The sequence below is a fragment of the Streptomyces sp. GbtcB6 genome (assembly GCF_019091475.1).
In the GTDB taxonomy this organism is placed as follows: Bacteria; Actinomycetota; Actinomycetes; order Streptomycetales; family Streptomycetaceae; genus Streptomyces; species Streptomyces hyaluromycini.
Genome location: NZ_JAGXJL010000002.1, coordinates 68,924 through 79,745, shown reverse-complemented (window position 1 = coordinate 79,745; position 10,822 = coordinate 68,924). Strand labels below are relative to the sequence as shown.

The 10,822-nt window shown below is 70.6% G+C and carries 10 protein-coding genes; 6 read left to right on the top strand and 4 right to left on the bottom strand.

Translation table 11 applies throughout. The features are described 5' to 3' along the window. Positions 1-4 precede the first annotated feature (4 nt). Complete coding sequence (locus KVT45_RS03315) at positions 5-1,096, bottom strand: substrate-binding domain-containing protein (RefSeq protein ID WP_217544942.1); 1,092 nt, start codon at positions 1,094-1,096, stop codon at positions 5-7. A 386-nt stretch (positions 1,097-1,482) separates the two neighbouring features. On the opposite strand from KVT45_RS03315, the gene KVT45_RS03310 reads away from it, so the two are divergent. The 4 genes from KVT45_RS03310 (at position 1,483) to KVT45_RS03295 (ending at position 6,744) form a co-directional block, all read left to right on the top strand. Beyond that, positions 1,483-3,294 carry an FAD-binding dehydrogenase gene (locus KVT45_RS03310; protein ID WP_217544941.1) on the top strand — a complete coding sequence of 604 codons (1,812 nt, stop codon included), beginning with the start codon at positions 1,483-1,485 and terminating at the stop codon, positions 3,292-3,294. Between the two features lie 282 nt (positions 3,295-3,576). Further along, positions 3,577-4,680 (top strand): GNAT family N-acetyltransferase, encoded by a 1,104-nt coding sequence (locus tag KVT45_RS03305; protein WP_217544940.1) that lies wholly within the window; start codon positions 3,577-3,579, stop codon positions 4,678-4,680. A gap of 142 nt (positions 4,681-4,822) precedes the next feature. Continuing rightward, entirely contained in the window at positions 4,823-5,650 is an 828-nt protein-coding gene (locus KVT45_RS03300) for a PP2C family protein-serine/threonine phosphatase (protein ID WP_217544939.1), read from the top strand. Positions 5,651-5,730: 80 nt separating this feature from the next. Next, complete coding sequence (locus KVT45_RS03295; RefSeq protein ID WP_217544938.1) at positions 5,731-6,744, top strand: MASE1 domain-containing protein; 1,014 nt, start codon at positions 5,731-5,733, stop codon at positions 6,742-6,744. Between the two features lie 59 nt (positions 6,745-6,803). On the opposite strand, the gene KVT45_RS03290 is transcribed toward KVT45_RS03295, so the two are convergent. Together KVT45_RS03290 and KVT45_RS03285 are read right to left on the bottom strand one after the other, a co-directional pair. Continuing rightward, positions 6,804-7,295: a peptidylprolyl isomerase gene (locus tag KVT45_RS03290; protein WP_217544937.1), complete on the bottom strand. Its 492-nt coding sequence runs from the start codon at positions 7,293-7,295 to the stop codon at positions 6,804-6,806. 68 nt (positions 7,296-7,363) lie between these two features. Next, positions 7,364-7,930 (bottom strand): alpha/beta hydrolase, encoded by a 567-nt coding sequence (locus KVT45_RS03285; RefSeq protein WP_217544936.1) that lies wholly within the window; start codon positions 7,928-7,930, stop codon positions 7,364-7,366. 123 nt (positions 7,931-8,053) lie between these two features. Here KVT45_RS03285 and KVT45_RS03280 point away from each other — a divergent pair, with 123 nt between their 5' ends. Next, entirely contained in the window at positions 8,054-8,500 is a 447-nt protein-coding gene (locus KVT45_RS03280) for an Lrp/AsnC family transcriptional regulator (RefSeq protein ID WP_217544935.1), read from the top strand. A 212-nt stretch (positions 8,501-8,712) separates the two neighbouring features. Here KVT45_RS03280 and KVT45_RS03275 read toward each other — a convergent pair whose 3' ends face one another. Next, complete coding sequence (locus KVT45_RS03275; protein WP_217544934.1) at positions 8,713-9,639, bottom strand: SGNH/GDSL hydrolase family protein; 927 nt, start codon at positions 9,637-9,639, stop codon at positions 8,713-8,715. 285 nt (positions 9,640-9,924) lie between these two features. Between KVT45_RS03275 and KVT45_RS03270 the strand changes: the two genes are divergently transcribed. Beyond that, on the top strand, positions 9,925-10,626 hold the full coding sequence (locus tag KVT45_RS03270) for an SDR family oxidoreductase (RefSeq protein ID WP_217544933.1): 702 nt from the start codon (positions 9,925-9,927) through the stop codon (positions 10,624-10,626). The last annotated feature ends 196 nt before the right edge of the window (positions 10,627-10,822 follow it).

Genomic DNA, 10,822 nt, shown 5'->3' with positions numbered 1-10,822 from the left:
GCGGTCAGCCGCACGAGAGGTACTTGTCGGCGAACTCCGTCTTCAGCTGCCTGGTCTTCTCCTGCCGGGCCTTGTCGTAGTCGCCGACGTTCGCCTTGGTGACGACGAACGAACCCGAGTCGACCTTCACCCCGGGATCGCGCATGGTGCACTGCTTCGTCTGGAGCAGCGCGAGCGCCCAGGTGCCGATCTCGGCCTGGCCGGTGGGGTTCTGTACGACGGTCGCCGTGACCGTGCCCTGCCTGATACCGCTGAGGATCTTGGCGTCGTCGTCGATGGCGATGACCTTGGCCTTCGAGCCGGACGACCTGACGGCGTCGGCGGCGGCGACCGCCGGGTTGTAGGCGGTGGCGACGATGCCCGTGATCTGGCCGCCCTTGGCCGCCATCAGGTCGGACACGGCCTTCTGCGCGGTCTGCAGGTCCGTGTCGATGTCGGTGACGGTCTGCAGGAGCTTCACCTTGCCACCGGACTCCTTGACGGCCCGGGCCACGCCCTTGATCCGCAACTGGGTGTTGGCGTCCACGTTGTTGCCGGTCAGATGGACCAGGGTGCCCTTGCCGCCCATCGCCTCGATGGCCGCCTTCGCGGCTTTGTAGGCGGCGAGTTCGACGTCCGTGGAGAGGCAGAAGTCGGCCTTGTCCGTGTCGCCGGCCGGGCAGGAGCCGAGGGAGGCCACCGGGAAGCCCTGCGACTTGAGGTCGGCGAAGGTGGTGTTGATGTCGGTGGGGGAGACGCCGAACACCCCGAAGGCGTTGTAGCCGCGGGCGGCGAGCGTGGACAGCAGGTTGTTCTGCTTCTGCTGGTCCCACTCCGCCGTCTCGTCGAACGTGACGTCCCCGAGGCCGTAGGTCTTCTTCGCGGCGGCCCCCGCGGTCTTCCACGGCTGGAAGTAGGGATGGGCGCCGCCGGGCACGAGGGCCACCTTGGTCCCCGACCCGTCGGCCAGGTCGGCGCCGTCGCCGGTGCGTCCGGCCGTCGAGGCCTGCCCGGTGGCGGGGGCGGGTGCGTTGCGGTAGGTGCAGGCCGCGGTCCCGGCAGCGAGCAGTGCCGCTGTGAGAACCCCGGACAGGACGGATCTGGTCGGGAAGTGCATCTCCCACCCCTGCGGGATCAGATAGGAAATTGATGCGGTGATCGTGAGGCAGGGAGATGTGTGCGTCAAGGCCTGTGGCAAGAACCGTTGCTATCAGGTAAGACGCGGGTTGAGGTGGTCTCATGTCGTAGAGGTCTGATGTAAATCCTATAGGAAACGTTATCTCGGTCAGAAGGAGGCCGGACGAGGTGCCGGCGTCACGCATGCCGACACGGGTGGCTTCTGCTCAACTCGGGCCGCGTGTCCGGGAGTTCGGTCGCGATCCGGTCGCGCGCGACTCTGGTCGCCGCTCCCACCATGGGCTACCGTCGGTAACACCTTGCCGTCCCGGCAGTCTCAGTCATGTCTCCCGCACCGCCCGCATCCGTACGGAAGGCAACCCCCCCATGGAAATCCCCAGAGCAGGCGCCGACGCGCTCGAAAACTCCGAGCAGTCGTCCCGGTTCACCCGCCGTCAGGTGCTGACGGTGGCCGGCGGCGCGCTCGCCGGTATGACCCTCGGCCAGGCCGGGGCCTTCGCCGCCGAGTCGCAGGACGCGGACGCGATCGTCGTCGGCCACGGCCTCGCCGGTCTGGTCGCCACGGCCGAACTCGCCGCCGCCGGCCGCAAGGTGCTGCTGCTCGACCAGGAGCCGGAGGCGAGCCTCGGCGGCCAGGCGTTCTGGTCCTTCGGCGGTCTGTTCTTCGTCGACTCCGACGAACAGCGGCTGATGGGCGTCAAGGACTCCCACGACCTCGCCTGGCAGGACTGGCTCGGCGCGGCCGGCTTCGACCGGGGCGTCGACGACCCAGGCGGCCAGGACTACTGGGCCTACAAGTGGGCCCAGTCGTATGTGGACTTCGCCTCCGGCGAGAAGCGGTCCTGGCTCTCCGGGCTGGGCGTGCAGTGGTTCCCGATCGTGGGCTGGGCCGAGCGCGGCGGCGGCCTCGCCGACGGCCACGGCAACTCCGTGCCCCGCTTCCACGTGACCTGGGGCACCGGCCCGGCCGTCGTCGAACCCTTCGAGAAGAAGGTGCGTGCCGCGGTCGCCGCAGGCAAGGTGACCTTCAAGTTCCGGTACCGCGTCGACGAGCTGGTGACCACGGGCGGGGCGGTGACCGGCGTCCGGGGCGCGGTCCTGGAGCCCAGCAGCGCGGCCCGCGGCACCCCCAGCAGCCGTACCGTCGTGGGCGACTTCGAGCTGCGGGCCCCGGTCGTGGTGGTCACCTCGGGCGGCATCGGCGCCAACCACGACCTCGTACGGCAGAACTGGCCGGCCCGGCTCGGCACCCCGCCCAAGTTCATGGTCACCGGCGTCCCCGCGCACGTGGACGGCCGGATGCTCGGCATCACCGCCCAGGCGGGCGGACGGATCGTCAATCCGGACCGGATGTGGCACTACACCGAGGGCCTGCGCAACTACGCACCGATCTGGCCGAACCATGGCATCCGCATCCTGCCCGGCCCGTCCTCGATGTGGTTCGACGCCAAGGGCCGCCGCTTCAACACCCCCGACATCCCCGGCTACGACACCCTGCACACCCTCGGGTCGATCACCGCCTCCGGCTACGACTACTCCTGGTTCGTCACCACCCAGAAGATCATCGCCAAGGAGTTCGCGCTCTCCGGCTCCGAGCAGAACCCCGACCTCACCAACAAGAACATCTGGCAGCTGCTCTCCCGGATCTGGCAGACCCCGGAACCCATCGAGAAGTTCAAGAACAACGGCGTCGACTTCGTGGTCGCCGACAACCTCACCGATCTGGTCACCGGCATGAACAAGCTGACCGGCGACAACCTCATCGGCCTCGCCGACCTCAAACGGCAGATCGAGGCCCGCGACCGCGAGATCGACAACCCGTACACCAAGGACGTCCAGGTCCAGGGCATCCGCAACGCCCTCAGCTACATCGGCGACTCGCTCAGCCGTACGGCCTCGATCCACCGGATCCTGGACTCCAGCGCCGGGCCGCTGATCGCCGTCCGGCTGAACATCCTCACCCGCAAGACCCTCGGCGGCCTGCAGACCGACCTCTCCGGGCGCGTCCTGAACAGCAGCGGCTCGCCGGTGCCCGGTCTGTACGCCGCCGGTGAGGTCGCGGGCTTCGGCGGCGGCGGGGTGCACGGCTACCGCTCGCTGGAGGGCACCTTCCTCGGCGGCTGCCTCTTCTCCGGCCGGCAGGCGGGCCGTGCGGCGGCCGCGGCGACGGCGACCTGACGGAAAGGGCCGGGAAAGTCCGAGTCACCCCACCCCCAACCCGCCCCGACAGTGGCACCCTTGACAGCGTGCGTACTGTTTCGCCACGTTTGAGCGACACCTCCGGACCGGCGACCCCGTCGCCGGTCCCGGAACGAAGGTGTACAGCGGGGAACAGGAGCTGTTCGTAGAAACGGCAGAACGCGGAATACGCGTTATGGGGGGAGCGGTCGCCCATGCGATCCAGAGGTCAGTGCAGTCATGTGCCACACACCTCGTCAGCCGAAGGGCGGTTGATCTGAGGTGGACATCACGATCCACAGACCCGGCGAGCTGACCCAGTCGCTCTGCCGGGCCTGGCACCGCGCGATGGACGAGTCGCCGGAGTACGCCAACCCTTTTCTGGCCCCGGAGTTCACGATCGGCGTCGGTAAACACCGCGCCGGCGTGCGGGTGGCGGTCCTGCGCGAGGGCGGGGAACCCGTCGGCTTCTTGCCGTACGAGCGCAACGCCCTCGGTGTCGGCCGGGCCGTCGGTCTCGGCCTCTCCGACTGCCAGGCGCTGGTGCACCGGCCCGGAGTCGGCTGGGACGCCCAGGAGCTGCTGAGCGCCTGCGGGATGTCCATCTTCGAGTTCGACCACCTGGTGGCCGAGCAGAGACCTTTCGCCCCGCACGTCACCGGCACCTTCGCCTCACCGGTGATCGACGTGAAGCCCGGCGACGCCGGCTACCCCGAGTGGCTGCGCGCCACCTACCCGGGCCTGGCGAAGACCACGCTGAAGAAGGAACGGCGCCTCGGCCGCGACATCGGCGACCTGCGCTTCGAGTTCGACGAGCGCGACCCCGCGGCCCTGCGCACGCTGATGCGCTGGAAGTCCGCCCAGTACCGGCGGACCGGACGCATGGACCGCTTCGCCCGCCCCTGGATCGTCGACCTCGCGGACCACCTCTTCCACGTCCGTGAGGAACACTTCACCGGCGTGCTGTCCGTGCTCTATGCCGGCGACCGGCCGGTGGCCGCGCACTTCGGCCCGCGCTCGGGCACCGTACTCGCCGCCTGGTTCACCGCCTACGACCCCGAACTGCACTACTACTCACCGGGGTTGATGATGCATCTGCGCACCGCCGAGGCCGCGGCGCGCGGCGGGGTCACCCTCGTCGACCTGGGGCGCGGCGACAAGGAGTACAAGGACTGGCTCAAGACCCGCGAACTGCGGGTGGGCGAGGGGTTCGTCACCCGCACCCACCCGGTGGCCGCGGCGCACCGCCTGTGGCGCCGGCCGGTCCGCGGGCTGCGCAACACCGTCCTCGCCCATCCCCGGCTGCGCGACCCGGCGGACCGGCTGCTCAAGACGGTCGGCACACTGCGCGCGTCCCGCCGCACGGACGGTCTGCACAAGGGGTGAACCGACCCGCCCGGCGGCGGCCGGCCGCACCCGGCCGTCGCCGCCGCGGCCGACCGCTCGCCCGCCGTTCGCACTATGATCCTGTAAAGGTGCAATCTAGGGGTTTGCCCTGGTAAGGATGTCGTCTCGGCCGGAGTGAACCATGCCCCGCAAGCGCTCAACGGACGACGACGAGCTGCTGGCCAGACTCAGGTCGCTCACCGCCCAGGCACGCGAGCGGGCCGAGTACCAGCGTTCGCAGGTGGAACTGGCCATCGCCCTCCAGCGCGGCATGCTGCCCCGGGACCTGCCCGACACCCCCCGCTTCCATCTGGCCGTCCGGTACGCGCCCGCCTGCTACGGGCTCAACGTGGGCGGCGACTGGTACGACGCCTTCACGCTGCCGGACGGGCACATCGGCCTGTCCATAGGCGACGTCCAGGGCCACAACATCGAGGCGGCCGCCTTCATGGGCCAGGTCCGGGCGGCCCTGAGGGCGCTCGCCTCGGTGTCCGGCGGGCCGGGCGAGCTGCTCGCCCGCACCAACGACCTGCTGGTGTCCCTGGGCAGCGACCTCTTCGCGACCTGCACCTTCATGCGGCTCGACCCGGAGACCGGGGTCCTGGAGAGCGCCCGGGCAGGCCACGTCCCGTTCGTCTGGGCCACCGCCGACGGAAAGTCCGGGCTCGGGGAGGACGAGGGCGGACCGCCGCTGGGCATCGAGCCCGGCATCGACTACCCGGTGGCCCGGTACCGGCTCACCACCGGCGGCATGGTCGTGCTGCTCACGGACGGGGTGGTGGAGGGGCCGTCGATGCCCATCGAGGAGGGACTCGACCAGGTGGTACGGCTCGCCGGTGTCGCCGCCGTCGCCGGCCTCGAGGCACAGTCCCTGGCCGCCGCCGTGATCAAGGGCGCGGAACGCGTGGGCCACGAGGACGACGCGGCCGTCCTGGTCATGGGCCACGACGGCCTGGACACCATGCTGTAGCCTCCGAGGGACCGGCACCGGCTCCTTCACGTCAGCCGCAGGCGGCGCCCGCCTCGCCGACCCGGCCGCCTCGGTGTCTGATGGCTCATGTGGTGGGTAACCAGGAGCTGCGCCGGCCGGCCGTCCTCGCTCTCCGGACGCTGGCCGTGGCCACCTGCTACTACGCGGCAGGACGGCTCGGCCTGCTGTGCGGGCTCACCGTCGAGGGCGCCGTCTTCACCCCCGTCTATCCGTCGACCGGTGTGGCGCTGGCCTGTCTGCTGGTCTTCGGCCTTGGCTGCTGGCCGGGCATCACGCTCGGCGCCTTCTTCCTCGTGCTGTCGCTCGGCACGCCCGGGCCCGACGCCGTGGGCATCCTCCTCGGCAACACGGCCGGGCCGGTGTGCGCGTACCTGATGCTGCGCCGGGTCGGCTTCCGCACCACCCTGAGCCGGCTGCGGGACGGCCTCGCCCTGGTGTTCCTCGGAGCGTTCGCCGCCATGCTGGTCAGCTCCACCATCGACGTGGTCACCCTGATGCTCGCCGGCAAGCTCGACACGACTCACTTCTGGCCGATCTGGCTGGCGTGGTGGGTGGGCGACGCGATGGGCGTCCTGATCGTCACCCCGGTCCTGCTGGTGCTGTTCGAAACCCGTCGACCGCCGTCCCTGGCCCGCTGGAAGGAGGTCCTGGCCCTCGCGGCCGTGGCGGCGGTCCTGGTCCCGGTGGCCACGCACAGCTCCCTGAGCGCGCTGTTCCTCGTCTACCCGCTGCTGATCTGGGCCGCGCTGCGGTTCCGGCTGGCCGGGAGCATGCTGTGCGCCCTGTTCGCGTCGGTGACGGCCACGATCGCCGCGACGGACGGCGTCGGCGCGTTCGCCCGGCTGTCCCCCGTCGAGGTGATGCTGAAGCTGCAGTTGTTCAACGGCTCGCTGGCGCTGACCGCACTGCTGCTGTCGGCCGTCATCACCGAACAGCACAACACCCGGCGCTCCGTCGCGGAGGCCTGCAAGGAACTGGCCGAGGTCCTGGAACACCTCACCGCGCACGACTCCCCGGCCGGGCGCGCCCCGCCGGAGGCGGCCGAACCGCGGCGCGAGCGCGGCACCCGGTGACTACGCCAGGGGGACCGGGCGAGCAGCCCGGTCCCCCGTGGAGAAATGCAGGTCCTAGATCAGACGGTGCCGCTCGCCGTGATCTCGACCTTGGCCTTGGGGTTACCGCTCTGCGAGCCGTAGCTCTCGATCTTGTCGACGATGTCCTGGCCCTCGACGACCTCGCCGAAGACCACGTGCTTGCCGTCCAGCCAGGACGTCACGACGGTGGTGACGAAGAACTGCGAGCCGTTGGTGTTCCTGCCCGCGTTGGCCATGCTGAGCAGGTACGGACGGTCGTGCTTGAGGTTGAAGTTCTCGTCCTTGAACTTCTCGCCGTAGATGCTCTTGCCGCCGGTGCCGTCGCCGCGGGTGAAGTCACCGCCCTGGAGCATGAACTGCGGGATGATCCGGTGGAAGCCGGAACCGGCGTAACCGAAGCCGTGCTGTCCCGTGGCGAGCTCACGGAAGTTGCGGGCGGTGTCGGGCACCACGTCGTCGAACAGGCTGAACACGATCCGGCCGGCCGGCTCGTTGTTGATCGAAATGTCGAAGTAAACGTTGTCGCTCATGCAGGTCAACCTATCGCGAACCGTCCCAGGGGGCCGCACGACCCGGGGTGTCGGGGCATCGGAGCCGCTCAGGGATCCACCAGGGTGTGCAGGAGCTCCCGGCCGACGGGCCAGTCACCGAGACCGCTCGCGGAGTTGAGGTGCCCGTGCGCGCCGACGGAGCGCCATGGCGCCCGCCAGCCCGATGCCAGCGCGGCGGAGGCCGTGGCATCGGCGTAGGGGTCGTCCTCGCTCGCCACCACCAGGGCAGGGCCGGGCAGTGGGCGGGCGGAGAGCCCCAGGAACGTCGGCGCGGCCGCGCCCGGGAACGCAGGCCCCCGGGGATCGGGCGGAGCGACCAGGAACGCCGGGACCGCCCGGGGCCGCGCCCGCGCCAGCCACTCGGCCGCCGCCCAGCAGCCGAGGCTGTGCGCCACCAGCGCCACCAGCGCCACCCGGCCGTCCGTCCGGCCGTCCCGTGCGACGGCGACGTCGTAGGCGGCCTGCACCGCGGCCACCCAGTCGCGCAGCTCGGGCCGGTTCCACGACGCGGGGGCGATCCGCACCGCCGCGTCGCCCCAGGCCTGCTCCCACCGGCTCTGCCAGTGCCTTTCGTCCGACCCGTCGATCCCGGGGATGATGACGTACGCGACCACCGCCGACCGCCCTTTCCGTCGTGACCCGGCGCCTGCCGGGTCCGTTCTGCCGGCGATTCTGGACGGACCAGTGGCGGCGGCGCGGCCCGGCAAGTGATCCAGAAGAAAGCGGGAACGAGGACGATGGAATCACTCGACGACATCGACCGGGCCATCCTGGAGCTGCTCCAGACCGAGGGCCGGCTCACCGGAGCCGAGGTCGGACGGCGTGTCGGACTCTCCCAGCCGGCGGCGGGCGCCCGGATCCAGCGGCTGGAGAAGAGCGGTGTCATCACCGGCTACCGCGCCGTCGTCGCCCCCGCCGCGCTCGGGCTCAACATCCACGCCGTGGTCCGGCTGCGCACCACGCACGCGCGGCTGCCGATGGCGCTCGCCCTCGCCGACCGGACCCCGGAGGTCGTCTCGACGCTCCGGGTGACCGGCGAGGACTGCCTGGTCTTCGACGTGCACTGCACCCACGCCGAACGCCTCGAAGAGATCGTGGACTCCCTGGCCCGCCACGGCCCGGTCACCACGTCCCTCGTCCTGCGCGGCTACCCGCCCAAGCCGCTGCCCACCACGAACCCCTAGGGGCTGTCCGGCGGATCATGCCGCAGACGCGGGGTCTGGCACGCCCACCTGCGGCGTTGTCGTCACTCGCCGACGTCCCCCAGCCTTCGGCCGGGAGGTGCCCCCACCGCGTCGACTCCCTCCTCCGCCTTGCAGTTGGACGCACCAGACCCCGCTCACCTCGGCCGATCGGTCGCCGCTGCTTTCCTGCGACTTGATTCGCCGGACAGCCCCTAGTAGCGCCGCTCCAGCCGCTCCAGCACGGTCTGGGCCATGGCCGCCTCGCCCTTGGCGTTGGGGTGGGCCGGGGCGGCCGGGGAGGTCGGCTGGAGGGGTTCGATCCAGCGGTCGGCGGGGGTCTTGCACATGTCGTGGCCGACGGTCGGGCCGTAGGTGTCCACGTACCGGGCTCCGTTCCAGGCGGCGACCATGCGCAGCATGAGGTTCAGCCGCTTCCCGGTGTCCCGGAGGTAGGGGAAGTCCTTGGCGGCGAACGGGACCGTCGGATAACAGCCGCTGCCGTCGTCGGGCAGCAGGTCGGGGTAGCCGACGACCAGGATCCGGGCGTGCGGAGCCCGGGCGTGAATCGCCCGCAGCACCTTGTCGACCTTGGGTGCGGTCTGCGCGATGTCGACCGTCAGCTGGTCGGTGCCGGACGCGTTGTAGTACTGCTGGCAGGGGTTGCCCGTCAGGTCCTTCGAACTGAGCGTCGCGCAGGTGCCGATGATGGAGCTGAACCCCACGTCGTTGCCGCCGATCTGGACGGTCACCAGGTCGATGCTCCGCTGCACGGCGTCGAGCTGGGGCCCGTTGGTGCCCTGCGCCTTCCACATCTCGGCGGTCGTCGCGCCGGAACAGCTCACGTCCTTGAACGCGCTCACGTGCCGGGCCGCCGCCACCAGCGAGGGGTAGTTGTGGTCGGAGCGGGCACAGTTCGCGTCGACCTGCGTCGGGATGACCGGGCCCGAGGTGTAGGAGTCGCCGAGCGCCACATAGCTGGTGCCGCGGTCGTGGCCGGAGCCGTGGCCGTGGCCGCCGCCGTGTGCCGCGGCGGGTGTCGTGGACGCGGCCACCAGGGCGCAGCCGCCCAGCGCCGCCGCCACGGTGGCCTTCCGCCGGTGCCGTCGCGCCGAACCGTCGGACGGGGTGCCGTACGCCATGGAGTTCCCCCCTGGAACCAGGACGCGTACGGAACCGGTCCCGACGGGCGGCCCGCACGCGTATGTCGGTGGTCTGTATACCGCCCGGTAGGAGTCCGTAGCCAGGGGTCGGACGCAAGGAACTGGATCGAGTAACCAGCCCTGCCCGTACGGACATCCGGTCCTGCCCACTGTCGCGTGGCACCCTCCGCGATTGAAGCTGGAAACCGATCGGTTTACGATGGGCGGGACCGGATGGAAACCGATCGGTTTCCAATCTCTTCGCATGTCTGGAGCGTGAGTGTCATGACCGCGATCAAGGACTCCGTCGTCCTCGTCACCGGCGGCAGCCGAGGCGTCGGAAAGGCGCTGGTGGAAGAGCTGTACGCGCGCGGCGCCGGCAAGGTCTACGCCACCGCCCGCGACCCGCGCACCGTCACCCACCCCGACGCCGTGGCGCTGGCCCTGGAGGTGACCGACCCCGACTCCGTGGCCGCGGTCGCCGCGCAGGCCCAGGACGTCACCGTCCTGGTCAACAACGCCGGGGTCGCCACCGGAACCCGCTTCCTGACCTCCTCGCTGGACGACATCCGCCACGAGTTCGAGACCAACTTCTACGGCCCGCTGCTGCTCACCCGCGCCTTCGTCCCGGTCATCGAACGCAACGGCGGCGGCCACATCCTGAACGTGCACTCGGTCCTGTCCTGGGTCGCCGAGGGCGGCGCCTACAGCGCCTCCAAGTCGGCCCTGTGGTCGCAGTCCAACAGCCTTCGCCTGGCGCTCCAGCCGCGCGGCATCGGCGTCACCGGCCTGCACATGGGCTATGTCGACACCGACATGGCGGCCCACGTCGACGGCGCCAAGGCGAAGCCGCAGGACATCGCGGCGGCCGCCCTCGACGGCGTCGAGTCGGATGCCTGGGAGGTGCTCGCCGACGACCTCACCCGCTGGGCCAAGGGTGCTCTGTCGGGCGACCTCGCCGCCATGTACCAGCAGCTCGCCCGGTGACGGGGACCCCGCATCCGAACGGCGCCGCCCCCGTCCGCCCCGATTTCCCGGTAGGCGGCCCGTTCGGTGGGGGCTCTGGGCCGGTCGTTGAAAAATCCACTCCCGAAGGGTTGTCGCCGGGTTGCCTCACCACTTAAATCAAATCCTGAACTAAGCAGTGGGGTGTGTCGGTTGGACGCGCGCCCCCTGCCCACCT

What these genes read in the sequence shown, in the direction of transcription:
- KVT45_RS03270 (WP_217544933.1), top strand. Translation starts at nt 9,925, where the DNA reads ATGACCGCGATCAAGGACTCCGTCGTCCTCGTCACCGGCGGCAGCCGA.
- KVT45_RS03275 (WP_217544934.1), bottom strand. Translation starts at nt 9,639, where the DNA reads ATGGCGTACGGCACCCCGTCCGACGGTTCGGCGCGACGGCACCGGCGG.
- KVT45_RS03290 (WP_217544937.1), bottom strand. Translation starts at nt 7,295, where the DNA reads ATGAGCGACAACGTTTACTTCGACATTTCGATCAACAACGAGCCGGCC.
- KVT45_RS03310 (WP_217544941.1), top strand. Translation starts at nt 1,483, where the DNA reads ATGGAAATCCCCAGAGCAGGCGCCGACGCGCTCGAAAACTCCGAGCAG.
- KVT45_RS03315 (WP_217544942.1), bottom strand. Translation starts at nt 1,096, where the DNA reads ATGCACTTCCCGACCAGATCCGTCCTGTCCGGGGTTCTCACAGCGGCA.
- KVT45_RS03295 (WP_217544938.1), top strand. Translation starts at nt 5,731, where the DNA reads ATGGCTCATGTGGTGGGTAACCAGGAGCTGCGCCGGCCGGCCGTCCTC.
- KVT45_RS03280 (WP_217544935.1), top strand. Translation starts at nt 8,054, where the DNA reads ATGGAATCACTCGACGACATCGACCGGGCCATCCTGGAGCTGCTCCAG.
- KVT45_RS03300 (WP_217544939.1), top strand. Translation starts at nt 4,823, where the DNA reads ATGCCCCGCAAGCGCTCAACGGACGACGACGAGCTGCTGGCCAGACTC.